Source organism: Streptomyces sp. NPDC004031, assembly GCF_053604375.1.
The window spans coordinates 14082-39020 of sequence record NZ_JBSGHL010000020.1 but is presented as its reverse complement, the minus strand read 5'-3'; the positions used below and the strand labels follow the sequence as shown (position 1 = coordinate 39020).

Here is a 24939-nt window from a genome sequence, read left to right as displayed (position 1 = left end):
TCCCGCCCGCAACAGCCCTTTTTGTCCAGGTCAGCGCATCAGCGCCAGAGCGTTACGCTCCGTAGCGGCGATGCCGCGCGGCATAGTCGCGCAGGGCCCGCAGGAAGTCCACCTTGCGGAAGGCGGGCCAGAAGACCTCGCAGAAGTAGTACTCGGAGTGCGCGCTCTGCCACAGCATGAATCCGGACAGCCGCTGCTCGCCCGAGGTGCGGATCACCAGGTCGGGGTCCGGCTGGCCGCGGGTGTAGAGGTGGTCCGAGATGTGCTCGACGTCCAGGATCTCGGCGAGGTCCTCGATCGTGGTGCCGCGGCTCGCGTGCTCGTACAGCAGCGAGCGCACCGCGTCGGCGATCTCCTGCCGGCCGCCGTAGCCGACGGCGACGTTGACCAGCAGGCCGTCGATGCCGTGGGTGTCCTGCTCGGCCTCCTTGAGCACCGCCGCCGTACGGTCCGGCAGCAGGTCCATCGTGCCCACGTGGTGCACCCGCCAGCGGCCGGTCGCCGCCAGGCCCGCGACGCAGTCCTCGATGATGCCCAGCAGCGGGACGAGCTGCTCCGGCGGGCGGTCGAAGTTGTCGGTGGACAGCAGCCACAGGGTGACCACCTCGACACCGGTCTCCTCGCACCAGCCCAGCATCTCGGAGATCTTGTCCGCGCCCGCCTGGTGGCCCTGCTCCGCGGTGCCGCCGGCCGCCTTCGCCCAGCGCCGGTTGCCGTCGAGGATCACACCGATGTGTTTGGGGGCCTGCGCCACGTCGAGCCGGCGCTCCACCCTGCGGGAGTACAGCCCGTACACCAGGTCGCGCAGCTTCATCGCGTACCAGCCCCTCCTGCGCATCGTCGACGGGCGCCAGGGTACTGCCCGAAAGGCCGTCCGGACGAACCGGGTCGTGGCGCGGCAGGCCGCCCCGCACGGCATGTACGGCCTGCGGGCGCCTGGCAGTAAGCGGTTAAACCGGCCGTGATAAGGAGAACCTGTGAACATCAGAAACCTCTACCGCGCCGCCGAAGAGCGCTACTCCGCCGGCATGGAATACCGCCGGACCGGCCGCAGCGGACTCAAGCTGCCCGCGATCTCGCTCGGCCTGTGGCACAACTTCGGCGACGACCGCACCCTCGACTCGCAGCGGGCGATCCTGCGCCGCGCCTTCGACCTCGGCGTCACGCACTTCGACCTCGCCAACAACTACGGCCCGCCCTACGGCGCCGCCGAGGCCAACTTCGGCACGCTCTTCGCCCAGGACTTCCGCCCCTACCGCGACGAGCTGGTCATCTCCACCAAGGCCGGTTACGACATGTGGCCCGGCCCGTACGGCGAATGGGGCTCCCGCAAGTACCTGCTCGCCTCGCTCGACCAGTCGCTGGGCCGCATGGGCCTGGACTACGTCGACATCTTCTACTCGCACCGCTACGACCCGGAGACCCCGCTGGAGGAGACGATGGGCGCGCTCGCGTCCGCCGTCCAGCAGGGCAAGGCGCTGTACGTCGGCATCTCCTCGTACGGCCCCGAGCAGACCCGCGAGGCCGCGCGGATCCTGCGCGGCCTGGGGGTGCCCGCGCTCATCCACCAGCCGTCGTACTCGATGATCAACCGGTGGATCGAGACCGAGGGCCTGCTCGACGTCCTGGAGGACGAGGGCATGGGCTGCATCGGCTTCGTGCCGCTCGCCCAGGGCCTGCTCACCGACCGCTACCTCGGCGGCATCCCGGAGGGCTCGCGCGCGGCGCAGGGCAAGTCGCTCGACCCCTCGCTCGTCAACGAGGAGACCGTCACGCGGCTGCGGGCCCTGAACGAGGTCGCGGCCGGGCGCGGCCAGTCCCTCGCGCAGCTCGCGCTGTCGTGGGCGCTGCGTGACCCGCGGGTCACGTCCGCGCTGATCGGCGCGTCGTCGGTGGCCCAGCTGGAGGCGAACGTCGCCGCGGTCGGCTCGGCGCCGCTGACCCCGGAGGAGCTGGCGGAGATCGACAGCCACGCCGTCGAGCCCGAGGGCGTCAACCTCTGGGGCTGATCTTCGGTTCGCGGGGTGCCCCACGGGGGTGCCCCGCCGGGCCGTCCCGGGACCTCACGGTGTCGTCCGGGCCGGTCGCGGCGCCCGTCGCAAGGGGCACCCCGGAGCGAGGTCAGGTCAGGAGCAGGGCCAGCGCGGACCCGGCGAGCATGAAGGGGCCGAAGGGGATCGGCGTCTTGCGGTGCGCGCGGCCCGTCGCGAGGAGGCCGAGGCCCACCACCGCGCCCAGCAGGAACGCGGCGAGCGTGCCCCGCACGACGGACGTCCAGCCGTACCAGCCGAGGACCAGGCCCAGCGTGGGAGCGAGCTTGACGTCGCCGAAGCCCATGCCCGCCGGGTTGACGAGGAAGAGCACCATATAGAGGACACCGAGCGCGACCGCGCCCAGCAGCGCCCGCGGCCACGACCCCTCGTGCCCCGGCAGCAGCGCCGCGCCGCCCAGCAGCGCCGCCGTACCGCCCAGCGCGGGCAGCGTCAGGACGTCGGGGAGCCGGAAGACGCGTACGTCCACCAGCGCGAGCGCGAGCCCGACGGGTATCAGCAGCAGCCACACCACCAGCTCCGGGTGCGCCCCGGCCACCGCGGCGACCCCCGCGCACAGCGCGGCGCACAGCACCGCCGGGAGCAGGCCCCCCACGGACACCCGCCCGGAGCCGTCGCACCCGGCGCAGTGCGCGGGCCCCACCCAGCCGCGCGGCCCCGCGGGCAGCGGATGCCCGGCGCGGCAGCCCGCGGCCCACGGTTCGCCGGACGGCACCGCCAGCCGGTGCGCGGCCCGCGGCAGCAGCAGCCCGCTCGCCATTCCCCAGACGGCCGCGGCCACTATCGGATAGACATGCACGAACGCCGACCGTACACGCCCGGTCCCGGCCGGGGGACGGGGGCGGGGCGGATCGCCGCGGATCGCCGAGGACTGCCGAGGAGGGCCCATGCACCGGCGCTGGCGCGACGGCGCCGCCACCCTGCGCACCCCGGAGGGCGACGTGCCGCTGCGCGTCGCCGCCTCCTACCGCGCCCGCACCCGGGGGCTGCTGGGCACGGAGGGCATCGAGGGGGCGCTGCTGCTGACCCCCGCGTCGAGCGTGCACACGGTGCGGATGCGCTTCGCGATCGACGTGGCCTACCTGGACCGGCGGCTGCGGGTCCGCGCGGTGCGCACGATGCCGCCGGGCCGGGTCGGCCGTCCGCGGCTGCGGGCCCGCCATGTACTGGAGGCGGAGGCCGGGGCGTTCGCCCGGTGGGGGGTGCGGCGCGGGGTGACGCTTGAGGTGTCAGCTGACGATCAGGGGCGCTGACGGTTACCGCTCCCTCTCATTGCGGCAAACCGCCGTGCACGCTCCCCCGCCCGGCTGATAGGCATGCAGAATGCACATCGGACCGGCCGCCGGAACGGCCGTCACAGACGAGATCGCCCCGTACGACCCGCTTCCCTCCGACGACGAGCTGTGCCGCTGGGCCGCGCGCGACCGCGAGACCGCGCGGATCTTCCGGCGCGGCGCGGCCCTCGCGGTCGCCGCCCCCGGACTGTCGATGCGCGACCGGCTCGTGGTGACCGGCCCGGCCGCGGAGGCGATACCGCTCGCCCGTGACGTCGTCGGCGAGATCGGCCGCGGCTACCGCGTGTTCGGCGACCGCGGCCTCGTCGACGCCCTCGTCCACGCCGAACCCGCCCTGCGCCCCACCTCCGGCTTCGGCTGGATGCACCGCACGGGCTCCCCCGCCGTCCCGCCGGACGGCTCCGCGCGCTGGCTGCCGCCCGCCGCCGCGCCCGCCGTCACCTCGCTGCTCGAACAGGCCTTCCCCGAGTCCTACGCCTGCCCCGGCCGCCCCGGCGCCGCCGACCGCTGGGCCGGCGTCCTGGCCGACGACTCCGGCACGCCGCTCGCCGTCGCGGCCCTCGCCTGGTGCGCCCCCACGGTGGGCCTGCTCGCGGGCGTCGCCACCGCCCCGGCCGCGCGCGGCCGGGGGCTCGGCCGCCGGGTGTGCGCGTTCGTCCTGGCCGAGGCACTGGCGGAATACGGCACGGCCGCGCTCGTCGTCGACGACGACAACACCGCGGCGCTGCGCCTCTACCGCTCCCTGGGCCTCGCCTACCGCCCGCTGCGGGCGGCCGCCTTCGACTGAGCGGGGCGCCCGGCACGGGGCGCGGCGGCCCGCGGGGACGCGGGCAAAGAAAACGGGCCGGTTCGCAGGGGGGGAGAGCGAACCGGCCCGAGGGGGGGAGTTACACCGTACCGCGTCTCGGGCCCCATCCCGCACGTTACGCGGCAGGAGGAGTGAAGGTGATTTCCACGCGGCGGTTCTGCTGGCGGCCGCTTTCGGTGGAATTGTCCGCAATCGGATAGTCCTCGCCGTAGCCGCGGACCTGGAAGGTGTGGGATGCGTCACCGGCGCTTCCCAGGGCCGCGGCCAGCACCTGGTAGACCGCCTGCGCGCGCTGTCGCGACAGCGTCACGCCGTGCTCACTGCTCCCCAGATCGTCCGTGAATCCGAAGACACGGATGGGTGACGTGACGTGCCGGGCGTTGATGTCCGCCGCGATCGCCTGCACACGGGACGTCGCCGCGGCCGACAGTTTCGCGCTGTTCTTCGCGAAGGCGACCTCCGACTGGAGCGCGTAGGTGACCGTCGCGTTCGACGTCTCCTCGCGCTGCTCCGGCTGGTCCGCGGCGACGGACGACTCGTCCGACACCGACACGATGTCCAGCACCTTCGCCGGAGCGAGCTTCGACCCCTCGGGCAGCCGCAGGTTCGGCGAGCTCGCGTCGATGTGCTCGCCCGACCCCTGCCCCTGCCCCTGGTTCCCGTCCCCGGGCGCGGGCGGCGCGGTGGGCGTCCCGGCGTCCGCCCCGGCCGCCCCCGCCGCGGGCGCGACGGCCACGGCGGTGCCGCCGGCCAGCAGGACGACACTGAGCGTGATACTTGCGGCTGCCGCCGCGGGCTTCATCCGGATCACCCCTCGGAGATGGTGATTTTGGCGGGGGGCATGGTGGGGAGTTCGAAGTCCACCTGCGTGGTCGTCTGCGGCGGGGCGGGGAACTGCGCGAAGAAGGGCCGGGTCTCCTCGGGCTCGATGTCGACCAGGCCCATGGTGCACAGGCACATCCCGCCGGTGTCCCGCAGGACGTAGTACCGCTTCTTCCCGGCCGGGTCGACGAGGACCGCGCCCGCCACGGAGGGGCCGGAGGGCACCAGTTCGGTCTCCGGGCCGCGCCAGTCGACGGCGTCGAACGCCTCGTCGCCGTTGTTGGTGACCACGCCCTGGACGGTGACGAAACCGCCGGAGTCGCGGGTCGCCGAGTTGATCGTGATGGTCATCCCCGCCTCCCCCTTGACCTGGGCGAGCACCGTGGTCGGCGTGGCCGAGGGGGTGTCGCCGCCGGACGCGGTCGCCTTGCCGCCGCTCCTGGCGCCCGACGTGCCCGACTGCGCGGGGGGCTTGTCGTCGTTGCCGCCCGACCCGCCGCCGCAGCCCGCCAGCACGACCGCCGCCGTCGCCGTCAGCGCGACGGCGAGCGGCGCTTGGTGCCGCTTCCTCATCGTTCCCCGTTCCCTCACCGCTGGACCGACCGCCTCACTTGCTCAGATGAACCGTGTAGAGAGCCGACAGGTCGAGTACGAACCCGCCCGCCGTCGGATCGACCGTCCGGCTGCCCTGGTCGCAGGCCAGCCGGACGGCGGTGCCGTCGAGCCCGTCGAGTGTGCAGCGGGGCTCCACCACCGCCGTCGCCTCGGCGGTCGGGTAGACGTTCTCGCTGCCCTTGACCACCGAACGGCCCACCGAGGAGCGCGAGGTGACCTTCACCGTGAAACCGAGCTGCGCGCCCGGCGCGAGACCGCAGTCGTCCACCTTGGCGTCGTTGTCCGCGGCGAAGGCGTAAGCCTTCCCGCACGCGGCCGCGACGTCCTGCGGCGAGTGCGCGAGCAGCGCCTTGAGCGCCAGCGGGTCCCCGGAGCCGAGCGCGGTCAGTACGGCGTCGTGCAGCGCGTCCCGGCCCTCGCGCGCGGCGGCGAGCGCCGCGGCGTCCGCCGCCGTCTGCGTCGTGTTCCTGGACACGGCCGCCTGGCCCACCGCGAAGTAGGCGAACGCCAGGAAGAAGAGCGCCGTGAGCGCCACGATGTACAGCCCGATCGTCTGACCGTCGTCCCGCCGCAACCCGAGCGCTAGTTGCCGCCGCCGGAGATCTTGCGGATGGCCTTGAGGATCGCCTTCTGGATGGCGTCGCCGATGCTGGTGGTCGCCAGCACCCCGATGATCACCGCGATCACCACCGCGATCCCCAGGTACTCGAACGACGTCTGGCCGCGGTCCGAGCGGGTGGTCAGGCGGGCCGAGAGGCGCTCGGTCGCGCGGTCCGTGCGGGTGCGGAGCCAGATCTCGGCGGTGGTGTAGCGCTGGAGTGCCCACCTGGTCATGATTGTTCGCCCCATCCTTTGTCACCTGGCTGGTGGTACGTGTGGCGGTGGCCGTGGGGTGCCCGTCGGGGTCGGGGATGGTGGTCACGGTGCACCGCCTCTCGCTGGTGGTCGGTTGTCGTCCGCAGCGGGTCAATCCGGATTGCAGGTGCAAATATGGTTGCGAATGCAAAGGTACACCCGAACCTCGGGCATTCGCAGCCGGTCGTGCGCCAATCGCCCACCGGGTGACCCGGCGGACAAGTGGCCCTTACAGCATGCCGGTTGGTCGCGGTCCGTCGCAGCTTGATCACCGTTTCGGCCGCCGCCGCGGCCGCCTCACTCACCGCCGCCGCCGAAGATGTCGCCGAAGTGGATCTGCGAGCCGATGACGGTGCCGGTGATGAGCAGGATCATCGTCGCCGGGACGAGCAGCACGGTGATGACACCGGTGGCGCGCGGGACCATGCGGGCGGCGCGGCGGCGGGCGTTCTGGGCCTCGGTGCGGCGCATGTCGGTCGCGATCTGGAGCAGCGTACGGGCGATGGGCGCGCCGAGTTCCTCGCCCTGCTGGAGGGCGGTGACGAACTGGCCGACCTGGTCGCTGCGGTTGCGCTTGCGGAGCTGGTCGAAGGCGTCGCGGCGGCTGACGCCGACGTCCATCTGGCGCAGGGCGATGCGGATCTCGTCGGACCACGGGCCGTCGTAGACGGCGTTGACGCGTTCCAGGGCCTGCCGGAAGCCGAGGCCCGCGCTGACGACGACGGCGAGGACGTCGAGGAAGTCGGGCAGGGTGCGTTCGATGTCGTCGCGGCGGCGGCGGACGGCCAGCCACAGGCCGAGGTCCGCCCAGAACCAGCCGTAGGCGAGCAGCAGCAGGGCCAGGAACCAGTTGCCGCGGGTGATGAGCAGCAGCGCGGTGAGGCCGCCGAGGATGCCGTAGACCGCGCGCCGGGCGGCGTACCGCTCGACGGTCAACCCGTGCGGGTGGCCCGCGTGTTCGATGCGGGCGCGCATCTTCGCGACGCGGGCGGGGCCCATGAGCCGCATCACCAGCGGGGCCCAGCGGATGCCGAGCCGGTCGATGGCGTTGCCGGTGCGGGTGGTGCGGGTGCTGCCGACCTCCAGGGCGAGCGCGAGGTCGTCGGGGAGCCTGGCCTCGGAGCGCAGCAGGCCCACCGCGTGGACGACGCCGACCGCGCAGGCGGCCAGGGCGAGGGCGAGCCCGAGGCCGGCGAGGGTCATGGTGCTGGTGCTCATATGTCGATCCTCGACATCCGGCGGATCAGGGCAAAGCCGACGACGTACAGCCCGAGGGAGATCAGCACGCAGATCCGGCCGACGTTCGAGCCGGTCATGGCGCTCAGCGAGCCGGGCATGATGCGGTCCAGCAGGAAGAGCGAGCCGAGGCCGATGACCGGGACCGCGTAGGCGGTGACGGTGACCTGCGACATCTGGGTGCGGATCTCGCGCCGGGTCTCCTTGCGCTCCTCCAGGGTGACGGTGAGGTTGCGCAGCGACTCGACGACGGAGCCGCCCGCCCGGCTGGACAGCACCAGCGTGGAGACCAGCACGACCAGTTCGCGGCTCGGCAGCCGCTGCTGCAGCTCGCCGAGGGCGTCCTCGACGGAGTGGCCGAGCGCCATCGCGTCGGCGACCTGGCGCAACTCCTCGCCCGCGGGCGCGTCCAGCTCCTCCGCGGCCATCGACACGGCGGTGCGCAGCGCCAGCCCGGCCTGTGTGGCGTTGGCCAGCACACGGGCCAGGTCCGGGAGTTGGGCGATGAAGCGCTCGGTGCGCACCCGGCGGCGCCACTCCAGGAAGGAGTACGCCGTCCAGCCCGCGATGAGCGCGGCGATCGGCCCGAAGAACGGCGCGAAGACCACCCACGCGGCGACCCACGCCCCGATCACGACGCCGACCGACGCGGCCGTGAACTGCCCGGGTGTGAGGTCGGTGCCGGTGGCGGCGAGCTGCCCGGCGAGCCTGCGGCCCCACGCGTAGCGGCGCACCCGGCGGTCGAGCCGCGCGAAGGGCACCGTCGTACCGCGCTCCTCGCCCGCGGCGCCCAGTTCGGCGGCGAGCCGTTCGACGAGTGCGGCGCGGTCGGCGCGGCCCCCGCGCCACGCGTGCAGGCCCCACACCGCGAGCACCAGGGCGAGCAGCGTGACGCCGAGGACCAGCAGCGGGTAGGGGCCTCCGGCGAAGTTGCGCCCGTTCGCGGCGAGGTGGGACGGAGCACTCCCGGGCGGAGCGGGCGGAGCGCCTGCCGCGGACGCCACGAGGGCCTGGAACGCGCTCACTTGGCCTCCCGGCTGTCGAGTTCGAGTTCGCTCTCGCCCACCCCGAAGGCGGCGGGCACGTGTTCGCCGGCCAGGTAGAGCCGTTCGCCGATCTCCCGTGGCAGGGGCCGGTGTTCGTACCAGCCGCGGACGATGCGGTCGACGCCCAGTGGTTCGACGCGGAAGCGGGTCGCGGAGGTGAGCCGGAAGACGTCGCGGCCGCGCGAGGACAGTACGGCGATCTCGGCGATCCGGCGCGTGCCGTCGATGTGCCGGTTGAGCTGCACGATGACGTCGACTGCGCTGTTGATCTGGTCGCGCAGCGCCTCGTAGGGGATCTTGACCTCGCTCATCGACGCCAGCGTCTGGAGCCGCAGCACCGCGTCCTCCGCGGAGTTGGCGTGCACGGTGGCCAACGAGCCGTCGTGGCCGGTGGACATGGCCTGGAGCATGTCCAGCGTCTCGCCGCCGCGGACCTCGCCGACGATGATCCGGTCCGGGCGCATGCGCAGGCTGTTGCGTACCAGGTCCCGGATGGTGACCCGGCCTTCGCCCTCGACGTTGGGCGGGCGCGACTCCAGCCGGATCACGTGCTCCTGCTGGAGCTGGAGTTCGGCGGCGTCCTCGACGGTGATGATCCGCTCGCCGTCCGGGATCAGCCCCGACAGGGCGTTCAGCAGCGTCGTCTTGCCCGAGCCCGTGCCGCCGCTCACGATGATGTTGAGCTTCGCGCGCACCAGCGAGGCCAGCAGCAGCAGCATGTGCTCGTCGAGCGTGCCGAGCCCGATCAGCTCCTTGAGCGTGTACGCGCGCGGGAAGCGGCGGATGGTGAGCGTCGGCCCGGTCAGCGCGAGCGGCGGGATGACGACATTGACGCGCTCGCCGGACGGCAGGCGCGCGTCGACCATCGGATTCGACTCGTCCACCCGGCGGTTGACGGTCGACACGATGCGCTCGATGGTCTGGAGCAGTTGCTCGGCGGACGAGAAGCGGGCGGCGACCTGCTCGATGCGGCCGCCGCGCTCGACGTAGATGCGGTCCGGGCCGTTCACCATGATCTCGGTGATCGACGCGTCCTCCAGCAGCGGTTCCAGGATGCCCAGGCCCAGCGCCTCGTCCACGACCCGGCGGATCAGCGCGGCCCGCTCCGCGGTCGACTGCACCGGGCCCTCGCGGCTGATGATGTGCCCGAGCACCCGCTCCAGCCGTGCCCGGCGCTCGGCGGGTGCGAGCGTCGACATCTCGGCGAGGTCGATCTCCTGGAGCAGCTTGGCCCGGTAGACCGCGACGAGGTGGCTCTCCTGCGTCTGCGGGGTGGGCTCGTCGGCGGCCAGGCGCGCGCGCAGGCTCATGGGGCGGTGTCCTCCCTCGGCATGGTCGCGGAACGCGACACGGGCCCGAACAGGTGCACGCCGGGCAGCACGGAGGGCACGTCGACCTTCGCGGTCGCGGTGTACGAGTCCGGGTCCGAGCGCCAGCCGATCCTGGCCGTCAGCCAGCTGCTGACGGCGTCGTTCCCGGCCTGCGTCCCGGCGCCCGTCCCGCCGTCCGGGGGCGGCAGCGCGGCGGTGCGCGCTGCCGCGCGGGCGGCCGTCCCGGCTTGTTCGCCGCAGTAGGCGACGAGGCCGAGCTGTATCCCCGCGAGGGCGATGAGCAGCAGGAACGGGAGCATCCCGAGGTATTCGAGCGAGGCCACGCCCCGCTCCCCCGTCCGCCGGCCGCACCCGGGAAGGGTGCGCATGCCGCGCCGGGCGAGCGTTAGGGGGCGCGGGGAACTGCGCGCCCAGCGCAGACGGCGCCGCACTCCGCCACCGACCGAAAGGGGCAGTACGGTCCGTACCGGACCACCGGCCGGTGGTGGGTTGCTCGCGCAGTTTCCCGCGCCCCTGCGGGGCGCCCCCCGGCGCGGGCGCGTGGTTGCCCTCACGGGCCGCGGGGGGCTCATCCCGCGGGCCGTTCGCGGGGGATGCGGGCGTGGCCGTGGACCTTGACCGGGAAGTCGATCGCGCCCGGGAAGAGGACCGGGACCTTGAGCGTCACGGTCACCGAAACCGTGCTGTCGGAGACCGCCGTGTCGACGCCCGCGGGGTCGGCCCACGCGCCGGGGAGGTCGGACTTCGCGGCGGCCGTCGCCGCGGCCTGCGGGTCCGCGGCGACGGCGGCGGCGCGCGCGGCCTCGTCGGCCGCGTTGCCCGCGAGGGTGAAGGTGTAGCCGGCGAGGACGGCCTGCCACACGAGGATGAGGGTGATGAGGATGATCGGCGTCATGCCGAGGGTCTCCAGGGTCACCTGGCCTCGGTCGCCGCGCTCCCCCCGGTCGCCCTTGCCCGCGCCCGCGGCGTCGCGGCGTTCGCGGCGGGACTTCTTGCCGCGCGGTGCGGGCAGTGTCGCGCCGGTGACGACGCCGATCTCACCGGCCAGCGCCCAGATGCCGGCTTTGACCGTGGAGCGGGTGTCGAGGTCGTGGAGGCGGCCCGCGTCGATGACGGGCTGGAGTTCGCGGAAGGCGGCGGGGATCACGGACGTGGCGATGCGGGTGCCGGTGATGCGGCCGACGAGGGTGGGCTGGATCTCGGTGGTGCGGGTGTGGCGGTTGACGACGGCCACCGTGTCCTGGGGCTTGCGGACCTGGAGCCGGTCCCACATGCGCACCATGCGCTTGGCGGCGCGTACGGCGACGACGTCGGGGGTGGTGACGAGCACCGCGGTGTCGGCGACCTCGACGGCGACCGCGTTCGCGCTGGTGATCTGGGTGCCGCAGTCGACGACGACGACCTCGTAGCGCTGCCGCAGCGCGGTGAGGACGAGGCGGGCGGCGCGGTCGGTGACCTCCTCGCCGCGTTCGCCGTCGGCGGGGGCGAGGAGCAGGGCGAGGCCGGACTCGTGGACGTACATGGCGTCGTGCAGGACGCGCGAGGAGACGTCGGCGATGTCGGCGAGGTCGGCGACGGAGCGGCGGAACTGCACGTCGAGGTAGGAGGCGACGTCGCCGCCCTGGAGGTCGAGGTCGACCAGTGCGGTGGAGCGGCCGGAGGCGAGCGCGGCGAGGGCGACGTGGACGGCGGTGACGGTCGTGCCGACGCCGCCCTTGGCGCCCGCGACGGCCACCACGGTGCCGCCCGCCACGGCGGGCAGCGCTGCGGCGCGCTGCGGCCCGAGGTGCCGTCGTACGCCCCCGGCCCAGGTCGCGGCGGCTTCCACGCGGGCGCCCAACTCGTCATAGGCGAGCGGGAGTCCGACGACGCCGCGGGCGCCGGAGTTCATCGCGGCGGCGAGTGCGGCGGGGCCGGTGTCGGGGGTGAGCAGGACGACGCCGACCGCGGGGAAGCGCAGCGCGATGTCGCGGACCAGGTCCAGGGCGGGCATCGGGCCGATCGTCTCGTGGACGATGACGACCTCGGGCAGTTCGTCGACGCCCGCTTCGGCGGCGCGCGCGAGCAGGTCGAGCAGCGAGCCGGAGTCGGGCAGCGCGGGGGCCGGTTCGGCGCCCGGGAGCTGGGCGAGGAGGCCGAGCAGGGCGCGGGCGGCGTCCTGGTCGGAGGTGGCGGCGACGATGCGGACGGTCACGGCCGGGCACCTCCCCCGCCGCCCGCGGTGTCGCCGGACAGCGTGTAGTTGCGGGAGTCGGCGGGCGGGGCGGCGGTGTCGCCGGGCGCGACCAGGGCGAGCCGGACGTGTTCGGCGAACGACTCGGCGTAGGCGACGCGTTGGGCGTCCTCGGCGTCGAGCGCGAAGGTAATGGGGACGCCCTCGGTGGACTGCCGCTGGGATTCGGCGTCCTTGTCGAAGGCCTTGATCTCGCCGACGTCAACGACCTGCGCGCCCGCGACGATGATGCGCGAGACGTCCGGCGCGGTGTCGGTCTTGCCCGCGAAGGTGGCGAAGATGTTGACCCGCGCGCCCGGGGTGATCTTGCCCGCGACGCCCGTCTCGGCGTCGATCATGATGGCGATCTCCATCTGGCCGGGCTTGAGTTCGGGACGTGGCGCGACCATGTCGGTCTGCAGGAGCGACCCCTTGGCGAGCGCGACCGCGGCGATCTTGCCGTGGACCTCCGCGAGGTCGCGGACCGCGGTGTCCGGCAGCCAGCGCGAGGGCACCTGCACCTGGCGCACGTCGGAGGTGTCGAGCTGCTGGTAGGCGGGGACGTCCTTGGTCAGCTCGTACGCGGTGACTTTCGAACCGACCTCGGAGCGCGCGTCGTTGACGACCGCGAGCACTCCGGCGAAGGCGGCGACCGCGCACACGGCGGAGACCACCAGCAGGACGACGCCACGGCGCTGACGTGAGTTCATGTGCGGTCGCACCTATCGCTTGTGGGGTTCGAGTTGGGGGCGGCGCGGGGTTTCCACGGACCGTCCTCGCGGGTCCGCGGCGTGCTTGGCGGGGGCGTTGCGGTCGCCCAGCCGGGTGGCGCAGAACAGGCACTGGTCGCCGATGACTTCGAGCCCGCACCAGGTGCAGGTGTCGCGCCGGACGGAGGTGACGAGCTGGTAGAGCATGCCGACGTCGGCGATGTAGGCGGTGAACTCGACGAGTTTGCCGGTGCCCCACCAGCGGGCGGAGTCCGGCGGCAGCGGCACCTCGCGGACGTGCTGGGAGCGCCAGGCCGCGGCCAGCGGCCCGGTGATCCAGCCCGGGTCGAGGCCCTTGCCCGCGAGCGCGAGCTGCGTCATGTAGCCCGGACCGGGCGGTACGGCGGCCGGTTCGGCCTCGCCGATGTACGGCTCGGGGTGCGCGAGGACGGCGAAGTGCCGCCCGGGGACGAGGGACTTGACGTGGCTGCCGACCCCGACCGGCACCCGGTCGAGCTTGCTGACGGAGCCGAGCAGCGCACCGGAGTGCAGGTAGTACGACAGCAGCCGGGCGGCCCCGGCGAGTACGCCGGGCCCGAGGTCGGTGCCGGTGAGCTGGCGCAGCTGCTCGCCGAGCAGGACGCGGGCCAGCGGCGGCAGGCCGAGCGGCACGATGGCCAGCCGGTCGGCCTCCAGGGCCGAGCGGACGGTGTGCAGCCGGCGGCGGGCGGCGTCGTCGGCCTCGGCGGGCGCGAGCGCGACGACGTGCCCGTGGGCGTCGAGTGCGGCGGCGACCTGGGCGACGTGCTGCTCCAGGGGCAGCGCGAGGTCGTCGGATGTGACCGTGATGACGCTCGGCATCCGGAACCTCCCCCTTTCCGCCGGAACGGCCCCCTCGGCCTGGCGTTTTACGGTCGTCAGCTTATCGATGGGTAGCGAGTTGGGTGCGCAAAGTTGCGGATCGGGACAGGTGAACACCGGCCGTCGGCAAGAGGTCTTGACAACCCAATTGGTCTGGACCAACTTTCTCCCTTACCGGGACCACCCCGGGGTTCTTTCCTCTCCGCACTCCCACTACCCCCCAACTCCTTGCCCCCAGGAGGCAGTCGTGGAACGTGCATCGCACGCGAATAACGCGGGCCGTGCCCCTCGCAGAACGTCCACCAGGCAGCGCACCGTCGCCGTGCTGAGCGCGACGGCCGTGGTCGGCGCGGCCGCCGCCTTCGCCGTCACCGGCAGCGCCAGCGCCGCGACCACCAACCTGGTCGCCAACTCCGGCTTCGAGAGCGGCCTTTCCGGCTGGACCTGCACCGCGGGCAGCGGCGCCGCCGTCACCAGCCCGGTGCACACCGGCTCCGGCGCCCTCAAGGGCACCCCGGCGGGCTCCGACAACTCCCAGTGCTCGCAGACCGTCAGCGTCCAGCCCAACTCCCAGTACACGCTGAGCGCGTACGTCCAGGGCAGCTACGTCTACATCGGCGCCACCGGCACCGGCGGCACCGACCCGTCCACCTGGACCCCGGGCGCGTCCTCGTACCAGCAGCTCAGCACCACCTTCACCACGGGCGCCAGCACCAGGTCCGTGACGGTGTACGTGCACGGCTGGTACGGCCAGCCCGCCTACTACGCCGACGACTTCAGCCTCACCGGCCCGGCCGGCGCCACCACCCCGCCGACCACTCCCCCGACGACCCCGCCCACGACTCCCCCGACCACGCCTCCCACCACCCCGCCGACGACGCCTCCGACGACCCCGCCCACCACGCCTCCGGCCGGAAACCTGCCCAAGCACGTCGTCACCGGCTACTGGCAGAACTTCAACAACGGCGCGACCGTCCAGACCATCGCGCAGGTGCAGAGCCAGTACGACATCATCGCCGTCGCCTTCGCGGACGCGACCGGCACGCCCGGCGCGGTGTCCTTCACCCTCGACCCGTCGCTCGGCTACAGCCAGGCGCAGTTCAAGGCCGACATCGCCGCGAAGCAGGCCGCGGGCAAGAAGGTCATCGTCTCGGTCGGCGGCCAGAACGGCACGATCTCGGTACGGGACTCGGCCTCGGCGACCAACTTCGCCAACAGCGTCTACTCGCTCATGCAGACCTACGGCTTCAACGGTGTCGACATCGACCTGGAGAACGGCATCGACTCCACCTACATGCCGCAGGCGCTGCGCGCGCTGAGCGCCAAGGCGGGCTCGGGCCTCGTCATCACGATGGCCCCGCAGACGATCGACATGCTGTCGGCCGGCAGTGACTACCTGGCCACCGCGCTCAAGATCAAGGACATCCTGACGATCGTCAACACGCAGTACTACAACAGCGGTTCGATGAACGGCTGCGACGGCGGCGTGTACAGCCAGGGCTCGGTGGACTTCATCACCACCCTCGCCTGCACCGCGATCCAGGCGGGCCTGTCCCCCGCGCAGGTCGGCATCGGCACCCCGGCGTCCACCAGCGCGGCGAGCTCGGGCTACGTGAGCCCGAGCGTCGTCAACAACGCGATCGACTGCCTCGCGAAGGGCACCGGCTGCGGCACGTTCAAGCCGTCCACCACCTGGCCGGGCATCGGCGGGGCGATGACCTGGTCCACGAACTGGGACGCCTCCGCCGGCAACACCTGGTCCAACGGGGTGGGCCCGCACGTCCACGCTCTGCCGTAGTCCGAAGAACCTGAGGGGCGCGGGGAACTGCGCGCGCAACCCACCACCGGCCGGTGGTCCGGCACGATCCGAACTGCCCCTTCGGGCCGGTGACGACGTGCAGGCGGTCGGTGGCTGGTCGCGCGGTTCCCCGCGCCCCTGAAAAACGCTCACCGCCCTCCGCAGAGGGCAGCCCGGAGCGGCCCCCGGCCGGGTGGGCGTCAGCCCAGGACGGCCAGTGCGTCGATCTCGACCAGCAGGCCCGCCGGGAGGCCGACGTACACCGTCGTGCGGGCGGCGGGCGGCTCGGCCAGCGCGGCGAAGTACGCGTCGTACAGGGTGTTGAACTCGGCGAAGTGGGCCGTGTCCGTCAGGTAGACCCGGACCATCACCGCGTCCTCCCAGGACGCGCCGCCCGCCTCCAGCACCGACTGGACGTTGGCGAGGGTCTGGAGGACCTGGGCGCGCAGGTCGGGACCCGCCGGGGTGGGCGGCCTGCCCTCCTGCGCGGGCAGGAAGCCGACCTGGCCCGCGACCTGCAGGATGTTGCCCTTGCGGACACCGTGCGAGAACTTCGCGGGCGGCACGGTGTGCGTCGGCGGGGTGATCGCCGTCTTCACAGCGGCCTCGGGCACTTCGCTCATCAGGTGGCACCTTTCATCACAGGGGCGGCGGTTGACGCGGGAGGGGACGGCGTGACGCCGGACAGCTCGGCGCCGATCGCCTCGGCGGTGCGCAGGATCAGCGGCCGCAGCCGCAGCAACTCCTCCGCTCCGACCACGACGTTGGGCGCGGAGACGGACATGGCCGCGCACACCCGCCCGTCCGGCCCCCGCACGGGCGCGCCCACGCAGTTGATGGACTCCTCGTGACCGCCCAGGTCGCTCGCCCAGCCCTGCTCGCGCACGCGGGCCAGCTCGGCGAGGAAGGAGGCGGCGTCCGGGGTCGAACGCGGCGTGTAGCGCGGGTAGTCGAGGTGCTCGGCGACGTCCCGGCGCTCGGGCTCGGGCAGGTCGGCGAGCAGCAGTTTGGCGACGGCGGCGACGGTGATGGCGACCGGACGGCCGATGCGCGAGTACATCCGCACCGGGTAGCGGCTCTCGACCTTGTCGATGTAGACGACCTCGCCCTGCTCGTAGACGGCGAGGTGCACGGTGTGGCCGGTCTGCGCGTTGAGGGCGGCCAGGTGCGGGTGGGCGACGCCGCGGATGTCGAGGGACTCGACGGCCTGCTGGGCGAGCGCGAAGAGCCGCGCGCCCAGCCGGTAGCGCTGGTCCTGCTGGCGGTAGACCATGCCGTGCTCGTGCAGGGTGCGCAGCAGCCGCAGCGCGGTGGACTTGTGCACGTCGAGCCGGGTGGCGACCTGCTCCAGGCTCGCCGGTCCCTCGGCGAGCAGCGGCAGGATGGTCAGCGCCCGGTCGACGGTCTGGCTCACCGCGCCACCTCCTCCAGCAGGTCGTCGGCCCGGTCCGTCCAGCCGGGCGCGAGTCGCAGTCTGCCCCATGCGGTGTCGTCGAGGGCGGCGAGGGCGTCGGCGTGCCCGCGCGCGGGCGGTACGGCCAGGTCGCCGGGCACGGTGAGGGCCGCGGCGGCGAGCAGGTGGCCGTGCCGCAGCCGGTCGCGCAGCGGCAGCCCGCGCAGCGTCGCGGACAGGAACCCGGCGGCGAAGGCGTCGCCCGCGCCGACGTGCGCGACGACGTCCACGGCCGGGGCGGGTACGTGCACGCGCGTCCCGCCGCTGAAGGCGGTGGCGCCGCCCGCGCCCTGCTTGACCACGACGGTCGCGGGCTCCGGCAGCGCGGCCCGTACCGCGTCGGCGTCCGGCAGGCCCCACGCGGCCTGCGCCTCGTCCTCGCCGACGAACACCAGGTCGCAGCCCCTGGCCAGCTCGGCGAGCAGCCACGGGTCGGCGCCGTGCCACAGCGCGGGGCGGTGGTTGACGTCGAAGGAGACCAGCGGGCGGCCCGGTTCGCGGTGGGTGAGCCGCCGCATCAGCGCCCGGCAGGTGGCCGACAGGGCGCAGGTGATGCCGGTCAGGTGCAGCACCTGGCCCGCCCACACGTCGCGCCGCTGCACCAGCGCGGGCGACAGGGCGGAGGCCGCCGAGCCCTTGCGGTAGTAGACGACCTCGGCACGCCCGGGGGCGGCGTCCAGCGTCGTGGCCCGCTCGCCCGCCGTACGGAAGTAGATGCCGGTGGGACGGTGCGGGTCGCGCTGCACCGCGCCGACGTCCACGCCCGCGGCCGCGATCGTCTCGACGAGATGGTCGCCGAAGCCGTCGCCGCCGACCCGGCTGACCCACCGCGCGGTGTGCCCGGCGCGCGCCAGCGTGCACGCGACATTGGACTCCGCGCCGCCGATACCGCGTTCGAAGGCGGGGACGTCCGCGAGCGGCCCGCCCGTGGTGGGCACGAAAGTGACCATGGACTCGCCCAGGCATACGACGTCGAAGTCCGGCGTCACGCTCACGTTCACTTCCCCTGGGTCCGGGTACGGGTCTGCCGCCGTTGACCAGGCGCAGGACCGGATGTTAGACAGCTCGAAACACGATACGCAATGGCCGTTGCACATGACGCAACGCCTTGCGGGGTACGGAGGGTGCATGGACGCCGTTGCCGCAACAGTCGCCGAACGGGTCGCCGCGCTCCGCGACGAGCGGATCGACCACCGCTTCAAGGGGCTGCCGCCCGACGCGGACGGGCTCACCGTCGGCGAACTCACCGACCAGCGCCGCTCGTTGACCGACGGAGGCTTCAGCACCCCGCTGCTCGTCCTCTCCGCGGAAGCCCTCGACCACAACCTCGCCGCGCTCGAACGCTGGACGACCGACCACGGCCTCGCCTTCGCCCCGCACGGCAAGACGTCCATGGCCCCGCGGCTCTTCGCCCGCCAGCTCGACCACGGCGCCTGGGGCATCACCGTCGCCGTCCCCCACCAGCTGCGCGTGGCCCGCGCGTTCGGGATCCCCCGGGTCTTCCTCGCCAACGAACTCGTCGACCCCGCGGCCCTCCGCCAGGTCGCCGCCGAACTCGACGCGGACCCCGGCTTCACCCTCGTCTGCTACGTCGACTCCGTCCACGGCGTCGCCCTCATGGACGCGGCCCTCGCCGCCGCGGGCTCCCGGCGCCCCCTCGACGTCGTCGTCGAACTCGGCGCGGGCGAGGGCGCACGCACCGGCGTCCGCACCGAGGCGGAGGCCCTCGCCGTCGCCGAGGCCGCGACCGCCGCCGCCCACCTGCGGCTCGTCGGCGTCGCCGGCTACGAGGGCGAGGTCCCCGCCGCCGACCCCGACCGCGTCCGCGCGTGGCTGCGCCGCCTCACCGCCCTCGCCGCCACCCTCGACTCCACCGGCGCCTTCGCCGACACCGACCACGTCATCGTCAGCGCGGGAGGCTCCGCCTGGTTCGACGCGGTCGCCGAGGTCTTCGCCGACCTCCCCGCGCTCTCCCGCCCCGCCCTCCCGCTGCTCCGCTCCGGCGCCTACGTCACCCACGACGACCAGCACTACGCCCGCATCACCCCCTTCACCCGCGTCCCCGGCCACCTCGAACCCGCCTTCCGCCTCTGGGCCCAGGTCGTCTCCCGCCCCTCCCCCACGCAGGCCTTCCTCAACGCGGGCAAGCGCGACGCCCCCTACGACCTCGGCCTCCCCACCCCCCTCACCGTCCGCACCCCCACCGGTTCGCGCCCCGCCCCCGCCGACCTCCGCGTCACCGGCATCTCCGACCAGCACCTCTGGCTCGACGTCCCCCCCACCGACCCCCTCCAGGTCGGCGACCTCGTGAGCCTCGGCGTCTCCCACCCCTGCACGACCTTCGACAAATGGCCCCTCATCCCCGTCGCCACGACGGACGGCACGGTCACGGAGTACGTCCGCACGTTCTTCTAGGACCTCATCCCCCGCGGTGCCCGCGCCTGGCGGCGCGGGCTGTTTCCCACCCGCACCACCCGTGCAGGTAAGACTTCGTCTGACGGTCCCCCTGTGGGACTCAACCACCATCGGCGGCGAGCCCGCCGTACACCCCGGAGGGGGACGGTGCGGGGTGCCCCCGCAGGAATGCGCTGGGAGTAGCTCACCAACTCGGTAAGAGGGCGAACGCGCATTCCGAGGAGGTGCCCCGTGGCGGCCCCTGACCCACCCACCGGCGCGCCGCGAAAGGGGCGCGGGGAACTGCGCGCTCAGCCCCCACGGGCAGAAGGTCGCGCGGCGAACCGCAACAAGCACCCCCGGAGCGCCCCGCAGCCCAGCCCCCCGCAAGGGCAACGTATGGTCTGGACCATGGACCTGGTCGTGCGCGGAGCGCGCCTCATCGACGGCACGGGCACGCGCTCCGCCCGCCTCGCGGACATCGGCATCGCCGAGGGCCGCATCGCCGAGATACGGCCCCCCGGCAGCAGTCGGCTCACGGGCAGGAGAACCCTCGACGCCAGCGGCCTCGCCCTCGCCCCCGGCTTCATCGACATGCACGCCCACAGCGACCTCGCCCTCCTCACGGACCCGGCCCACGAGGCCAAGGCGGCTCAGGGCGTCACCCTCGAAGTCCTCGGCCAGGACGGCCTGTCGTACGCGCCCGCCGACGACCGCACCCTCGACACGCTGCGCACGCTCATCGCGGGGTGGAACGGCGACGGCTCGGACGTGACGTTCGACTGGCGCACGGTCGGCGGGTACCTCGACCGCCTCGACCAGGGCGTCGCCGTCAACGCGGCCTACCTCGTCCCGCAGGGCACCGTGCGGATGATGGCGGTCGGCTGGGAGGACCGCCCGGCCGCACCCGGCGAGCTGGAGGAGATGAAGCGCCTGGTCGCGGAGGGCATGGCGGACGGCGCGGTCGGCATGTCGGCGGGCCTGACGTACACGCCGGGCATGTACGCGCCGGACGCCGAGCTGGCGGAGCTGTGCCGCGTGGTCGCCGCGCACGGCGGCTACTTCTGCCCGCACCACCGCTCGTACGGCGCGGGCGCCCTGCGCGCGTACGAGGAGATGCTGACCCTCGCCAGGACGGCCGGCTGCCCGCTCCACCTGGCGCACGCGACGATGAACTTCGGCGAGAACGCCGGCCGCGCGGGCGACCTGCTGGCCCTCCTGGACGCGGCCGCCGCGGACGGCGCCGACGTCACGCTGGACACCTACCCCTACACCGCGGGCTGCACGACGCTCGCCGCGCTGCTGCCGAGCTGGGCGGCGGTCGGCGGCCCGGAGGCGACGCTGGCCCGGCTGCGGGACGCGCCCACCGCGGAGCGGATCCGGCACGCGCTGGAGGTGGAGGGTTCGGACGGCTGCCACGGCGTGCCGGTCGACTGGTCGACGGTCGAGATCTCCGGCACCGCCGACCCCGCCCTGGCCGGGCACGTCGGCAGGCGCCTGGACGGTTGGCCCGCGGCCCGCGCGCTGCTGCTGGCCGACCGGCTGGGGACGACGATCCTCCAGCACGTCGGCGACGAGGAGAACGTCCGCACGGTGATGCGGCACCCCGCGCACACGGGCGGCTCGGACGGCATCCTGCACGGCGCGAAGCCGCACCCGCGCGCGTACGGCACCTTCCCGCACTACCTGGGCCACTACGTGCGCGAGCTGGGCGTGCTCACCCTGGAGGAGTGTGTGGCCCATCTCACCGGCCGCCCGGCGGCGCGGCTGGGGCTCGCCGACCGCGGCCTGGTCCGCGAGGGCTACCGCGCCGACCTGGTGCTCTTCGACCCGGAGACGGTCGCGGCGGGCGCCACGTACGCGAGCCCGCGGACCCCGCCGACCGGGATCCCGTACGTCCTGATCGACGGGCGTTTCGTGATCGAGGACGGCCGCCGCACGGACGTCCTCGCAGGCCGTTCGGTACGCGGCAGGGGCCGCCGGGGCGTCCCCCGGGTGGCGAAAAACACCGCGCGGCCCGCGTAACACCGCCGTAAGGTGACCGGCATGCAGGTGATCCAGTCGACGAAGCTCGCAAATGTCTGTTACGAGATCCGGGGCCCGGTTCTTGAGGAGGCGATGCGGCTTGAGGCTGCCGGTCACCGCATCCTCAAGCTCAACACGGGCAACCCGGCCCCCTTCGGCTTCGAGTGTCCCCCCGAGATCCTGGAGGACATGCTCCGGACGCTGAAGGACGCGCACGGCTACGGGGACGCCAAGGGGCTGCTGAGCGCGCGCCGCGCGGTGATGCAGCACTACCAGACCAAGGGCATCCCGCTGGACGTCGAGGACGTCTACCTCGGCAACGGCGCGTCCGAGCTGATCCAGATGTCGATGCAGGCGCTGCTCGACGACGGCGACGAGGTGCTGGTCCCGGCGCCCGACTACCCGCTGTGGACGGCCTCGGTCTCGCTCGCGGGCGGCACCGCCGTCCACTACCGCTGCGACGAGCAGGCCGACTGGATGCCGGACCTCGCCGACATCGAGCGCAAGGTGACCGACCGCACCAAGGCGATCGTCATCATCAACCCGAACAATCCGACCGGCGCGGTCTACGACGACGAGCTGCTGCGCGGCCTCACCGACATCGCCCGCCGGCACCGGCTGGTGGTCTGCTCGGACGAGATCTACGACAAGATCCTCTACGACGACGTCACCCACACCCCGACCGCCGCCATCGCCCCCGACCTGCTCACCCTCACCTTCAACGGCCTGTCGAAGGCCTACCGGGTGGCGGGCTACCGCAGCGGCTGGCTCGCGGTGTGCGGGCCCAAGTCGCACGCCTCCAGCTACATCGAGGGCCTGACGATCCTGGCGAACATGCGGCTGTGCGCGAACATGCCCGCGCAGCACGCGATCGCGACCGCGCTCGGCGGCCACCAGTCGATCAACTCGCTCGTCCTGCCCGGCGGCCGGCTGCTCGCGCAGCGCGACGCGACGTACGACGCGCTGACCGCGATCCCCGGCGTGACGTGCGTCAAGCCGAAGGGCGCGCTGTACGCGTTCCCGCGGCTCGACCCGCAGGTCTACAAGATCAAGGACGACCGGCAGATGGTCCTCGACCTGCTGCGGGCCGAGAAGATCATGATCGTCCACGGCACGGGCTTCAACTGGATGGAGCCCGACCACTTCCGCATCGTCACGCTCCCCCGCGCGGAGGACCTGACCGAGGCGATCGGCCGTATCGGCCGGTTCTTGGACGGCTACTCCCAGCCGTAGAGGGCTTGCGCCCCGAAGGGGCGCGTGGGGGCACCTCCCAGGTACCCCCACGCGCCCCCGTTTGCTCGGGCCCTACGCAGTAGTGAGGCGCTCCACCAGCGCGTCGTACTCCGCCCACAGCTCGGGCGGCGTACGGGAGCCGAACGTCTCCAGGTGTTCGGGGATCAGCGCGGCCTCCTCGCGCCAGGTGGCGGGGTCCACCGACAGGAGCAGTTCCAGGTCCGCGGGCGACAGCCCGAGCCCCTCGACGTCGAGGGATCCGGGCGCGGGGAGGATCCCGATGGGCGTGCGGACCCCCTCCGCCGTACCGTCCAGCCGCTCGACGACCCACTTCAGGACGCGCGCGTTCTCGCCGAAGCCGGGCCACACGAAGCGGCCGTCCGCGTCCTTGCGGAACCAGTTCACGTAGTAGATCTTCGGCAGCTTCGCCGGGTCGTGGGCGCGGCCCACCTCCAGCCAGTGCGCGAAGTAGTCGCCCATGTTGTAGCCGCAGAAGGGCAGCATCGCGAACGGGTCGCGGCGCAGCTCACCGACCCTGCCCTCGGCGGCGGCGGTCTTCTCGCTGGCGATGTTCGCGCCGAGGAAGACGCCGTGCTGCCAGTCGAAGGACTCCGTGACGAGCGGGACCGCGCTGGCGCGGCGGCCGCCGAAGAGGATCGCGGAGATGGGGACGCCGCGCGGGTCCTCCCATTCGGGCGCGATGATCGGGCACTGGTCCGCGGGGACGGTGAAGCGCGCGTTCGGGTGCGCGGCGGGCGTGCCGGACTCCGGCGTCCAGTCCTGGCCCTTCCAGTCGGTGAGGTGGGCGGGGGGCTCCTCGGTCATGCCCTCCCACCACACGTCGCCGTCGTCGGTGCGGGCCACGTTGGTGAAGACGGTGTTGGCGTACATCGTCTTCATGGCGTTGGCGTTGGTGTGCTCGCCGGTGCCGGGGGCGACGCCGAAGAAGCCGGCCTCGGGGTTGATGGCGTAGAGCCTGCCGTCGTCGCCGAAGCGCATCCACGCGATGTCGTCGCCGATCGTCTCGACCGACCAGCCGGAGACGGTGGGCTCCAGCATCGCCAGGTTGGTCTTGCCGCACGCGGACGGGAAGGCGGCGGCGACGTAGCGGGCTTCGCCGCGCGGCGGGGTGAGCTTGAGGATGAGCATGTGCTCGGCGAGCCAGCCCTCGTCGCGGGCCATGACGGAGGCGATGCGCAGCGCGTAGCACTTCTTGCCGAGCAGCGCGTTGCCGCCGTAGCCGGAGCCGTACGACCAGATCTCGCGGTCCTCGGGGAAGTGCGAGATGTACTTGGTGGTGTTGCAGGGCCACGGCACGTCGGCCTGGCCGGGGGCGAGCGGGGCGCCGACGGTGTGGACGGCCTTGACGAAGGCGCCGTCGCTGCCGAGCTGCTCCAGGACGGCGCTGCCCATGCGGGTCATGGTGCGCATCGAGGCGGCGACGTACGCGGAGTCGGTGAGCTCGACGCCCATCGCCGAGAGCGGCGAGCCGAGCGGGCCCATGCAGAAGGGGACGACGTACATGGTCCGGCCGCGCATCGCGCCGCGGAAGAGTCCCCCGGAGCCTTCGGCCCGGGAGGTGCCCCGAGCCTTCCCGGTGAAGACCTCGCGCATCTCGGCGGGGTCCTTCCAGTGGTTGGTGGGGCCGGCGTCCTCCTCCCGCTGCGAGCAGATGAACGTCCGGTCCTCGACGCGGGCGACGTCCGAGGGGTCGGACGCGGCGTGGTACGAGTTCGGCCGCAGGGTCGGGTCGAGCCGGGTGAAGGTGCCCCTGGCGACGAGTTCCGCCGCGAGCAGGTCGTACTCGGCCTGCGAGCCGTCGCACCAGACGACCTCGTCGGGCTGGGTGAGCTGGGCGATGTCGCCGACCCAGCGGATCAGTTCCTGGTGGTGGGTGGGAGCCGCACTGTCTTGGTTGCCGCGCGCCACGATCGCTCCGTCCCGCCGGGTCCGCACAGACCGGCGTGAGAGGTGAGGGTGAGGGTTCGGCCCCTTGGGGGCTGCGGCCCGGACGCGTGCGTACCCGCCCCTGCACGGGGTCGCGGGCGCTCATCCGGTGCCGTCCACACTCATATGAGTGTGATCCCGCTCAGTCGAGTCTGTCCAGGGCGCCGGGGGTGAGGCACACCACGCGGTGACGGCTCCCTGAACGGCCGATTCCGGCCCCGGACGGCCGATGCGACGCGGGGACGCG

24 protein-coding genes are annotated in these 24939 nt (G+C 73.2%); 7 read left to right on the top strand and 17 right to left on the bottom strand.

Annotated elements, in window-relative coordinates; all coding sequences use genetic code 11:
• Positions 1-52: 52 nt before the first annotated feature.
• Positions 53-814, bottom strand: coding sequence for an isoprenyl transferase (locus tag ACWERV_RS15375; RefSeq protein WP_398183395.1), 762 nt, complete (start codon positions 812-814; stop codon positions 53-55).
• A 163-nt stretch (positions 815-977) separates the two neighbouring features.
• On the opposite strand from ACWERV_RS15375, the gene mgrA reads away from it, so the two are divergent.
• Complete coding sequence (gene mgrA / locus ACWERV_RS15370) at positions 978-2009, top strand: L-glyceraldehyde 3-phosphate reductase (protein ID WP_452933041.1); 1032 nt, start codon at positions 978-980, stop codon at positions 2007-2009.
• A 112-nt stretch (positions 2010-2121) separates the two neighbouring features.
• Here the strand turns inward: mgrA and ACWERV_RS15365 are convergent, their stop codons facing one another.
• Entirely contained in the window at positions 2122-2850 is a 729-nt protein-coding gene (locus ACWERV_RS15365) for a prepilin peptidase (RefSeq protein WP_452933039.1), read from the bottom strand.
• An 88-nt stretch (positions 2851-2938) separates the two neighbouring features.
• On the opposite strand from ACWERV_RS15365, the gene ACWERV_RS15360 reads away from it, so the two are divergent.
• Positions 2939-3304 (top strand): DUF192 domain-containing protein, encoded by a 366-nt coding sequence (locus tag ACWERV_RS15360; RefSeq protein WP_452933037.1) that lies wholly within the window; start codon positions 2939-2941, stop codon positions 3302-3304.
• A 70-nt stretch (positions 3305-3374) separates the two neighbouring features.
• On the top strand, positions 3375-4133 hold the full coding sequence (locus tag ACWERV_RS15355; RefSeq protein WP_452933035.1) for a GNAT family N-acetyltransferase: 759 nt from the start codon (positions 3375-3377) through the stop codon (positions 4131-4133).
• Between the two features lie 136 nt (positions 4134-4269).
• Here the strand turns inward: ACWERV_RS15355 and ACWERV_RS15350 are convergent, their stop codons facing one another.
• The 11 genes from ACWERV_RS15350 to ACWERV_RS15300 all read right to left on the bottom strand — a co-directional run bounded on the left by ACWERV_RS15350 (position 4270) and on the right by ACWERV_RS15300 (position 13842).
• Positions 4270-4956, bottom strand: a complete 687-nt coding sequence (locus tag ACWERV_RS15350; protein WP_452933033.1) for an OmpA family protein — start codon at positions 4954-4956, stop codon at positions 4270-4272.
• A gap of 5 nt (positions 4957-4961) precedes the next feature.
• The gene (locus ACWERV_RS15345) at positions 4962-5549 is read right to left on the bottom strand and encodes a hypothetical protein (RefSeq protein ID WP_452933031.1); all 588 of its coding nucleotides are present in this window, start codon (positions 5547-5549) and stop codon (positions 4962-4964) included.
• 34 nt (positions 5550-5583) lie between these two features.
• Positions 5584-6165, bottom strand: coding sequence for a pilus assembly protein TadG-related protein (locus ACWERV_RS15340; RefSeq protein WP_452933029.1), 582 nt, complete (start codon positions 6163-6165; stop codon positions 5584-5586).
• An 8-nt stretch (positions 6166-6173) separates the two neighbouring features.
• A complete protein-coding gene (locus ACWERV_RS15335; RefSeq protein WP_452933027.1) occupies positions 6174-6425 on the bottom strand; it encodes a hypothetical protein in 252 nt (83 codons plus the stop codon).
• A gap of 318 nt (positions 6426-6743) precedes the next feature.
• Entirely contained in the window at positions 6744-7664 is a 921-nt protein-coding gene (locus tag ACWERV_RS15330) for a DUF5936 domain-containing protein (RefSeq protein WP_398182375.1), read from the bottom strand.
• Entirely contained in the window at positions 7661-8590 is a 930-nt protein-coding gene (locus tag ACWERV_RS15325; protein WP_452933152.1) for a type II secretion system F family protein, read from the bottom strand. The genes ACWERV_RS15330 and ACWERV_RS15325 overlap by 4 nt, the downstream gene beginning before the upstream one ends.
• 113 nt (positions 8591-8703) lie before the next feature.
• Complete coding sequence (locus ACWERV_RS15320) at positions 8704-10038, bottom strand: CpaF family protein (protein ID WP_398182372.1); 1335 nt, start codon at positions 10036-10038, stop codon at positions 8704-8706.
• Complete coding sequence (locus ACWERV_RS15315; protein WP_398367297.1) at positions 10035-10382, bottom strand: TadE/TadG family type IV pilus assembly protein; 348 nt, start codon at positions 10380-10382, stop codon at positions 10035-10037. Before ACWERV_RS15315 ends, ACWERV_RS15320 begins: the two co-directional genes overlap by 4 nt.
• A gap of 245 nt (positions 10383-10627) precedes the next feature.
• Positions 10628-12253, bottom strand: coding sequence for an AAA family ATPase (locus tag ACWERV_RS15310; protein ID WP_452933025.1), 1626 nt, complete (start codon positions 12251-12253; stop codon positions 10628-10630).
• Positions 12250-12981 carry a Flp pilus assembly protein CpaB gene (cpaB, locus tag ACWERV_RS15305; protein WP_452933023.1) on the bottom strand — a complete coding sequence of 244 codons (732 nt, stop codon included), beginning with the start codon at positions 12979-12981 and terminating at the stop codon, positions 12250-12252. The genes ACWERV_RS15310 and cpaB overlap by 4 nt, the downstream gene beginning before the upstream one ends.
• Before the next feature lie 12 nt (positions 12982-12993).
• Complete coding sequence (locus ACWERV_RS15300; RefSeq protein ID WP_398182358.1) at positions 12994-13842, bottom strand: hypothetical protein; 849 nt, start codon at positions 13840-13842, stop codon at positions 12994-12996.
• Between the two features lie 247 nt (positions 13843-14089).
• Here ACWERV_RS15300 and ACWERV_RS15295 point away from each other — a divergent pair, with 247 nt between their 5' ends.
• Entirely contained in the window at positions 14090-15640 is a 1551-nt protein-coding gene (locus ACWERV_RS15295) for a chitinase (protein ID WP_452933021.1), read from the top strand.
• 200 nt (positions 15641-15840) lie between these two features.
• Here ACWERV_RS15295 and ACWERV_RS15290 read toward each other — a convergent pair whose 3' ends face one another.
• The 3 genes from ACWERV_RS15290 to ACWERV_RS15280 are packed head-to-tail and all read right to left on the bottom strand — an operon-like array spanning position 15841 to position 18190.
• Positions 15841-16263 carry a RidA family protein gene (locus ACWERV_RS15290; protein WP_452933019.1) on the bottom strand — a complete coding sequence of 141 codons (423 nt, stop codon included), beginning with the start codon at positions 16261-16263 and terminating at the stop codon, positions 15841-15843.
• The gene (locus tag ACWERV_RS15285) at positions 16263-17054 is read right to left on the bottom strand and encodes an IclR family transcriptional regulator (protein WP_398182349.1); all 792 of its coding nucleotides are present in this window, start codon (positions 17052-17054) and stop codon (positions 16263-16265) included. The genes ACWERV_RS15290 and ACWERV_RS15285 overlap by 1 nt, the downstream gene beginning before the upstream one ends.
• Complete coding sequence (locus tag ACWERV_RS15280) at positions 17051-18190, bottom strand: sugar kinase (protein ID WP_452933017.1); 1140 nt, start codon at positions 18188-18190, stop codon at positions 17051-17053. Before ACWERV_RS15280 ends, ACWERV_RS15285 begins: the two co-directional genes overlap by 4 nt.
• A 31-nt stretch (positions 18191-18221) precedes the next feature.
• On the opposite strand from ACWERV_RS15280, the gene ACWERV_RS15275 reads away from it, so the two are divergent.
• The 3 genes from ACWERV_RS15275 (at position 18222) to ACWERV_RS15265 (ending at position 22745) form a co-directional block, all read left to right on the top strand.
• Positions 18222-19508, top strand: coding sequence for an alanine racemase (locus tag ACWERV_RS15275; RefSeq protein WP_452933015.1), 1287 nt, complete (start codon positions 18222-18224; stop codon positions 19506-19508).
• 390 nt (positions 19509-19898) lie between these two features.
• A complete protein-coding gene (locus tag ACWERV_RS15270) occupies positions 19899-21512 on the top strand; it encodes an N-acyl-D-amino-acid deacylase family protein (RefSeq protein ID WP_452933013.1) in 1614 nt (537 codons plus the stop codon).
• Between the two features lie 21 nt (positions 21513-21533).
• Positions 21534-22745 carry a pyridoxal phosphate-dependent aminotransferase gene (locus ACWERV_RS15265; RefSeq protein ID WP_452933011.1) on the top strand — a complete coding sequence of 404 codons (1212 nt, stop codon included), beginning with the start codon at positions 21534-21536 and terminating at the stop codon, positions 22743-22745.
• Between the two features lie 72 nt (positions 22746-22817).
• On the opposite strand, the gene ACWERV_RS15260 is transcribed toward ACWERV_RS15265, so the two are convergent.
• Positions 22818-24674 carry a phosphoenolpyruvate carboxykinase (GTP) gene (locus ACWERV_RS15260; protein WP_452933009.1) on the bottom strand — a complete coding sequence of 619 codons (1857 nt, stop codon included), beginning with the start codon at positions 24672-24674 and terminating at the stop codon, positions 22818-22820.
• Between the last annotated feature and the right edge of the window lie 265 nt (positions 24675-24939).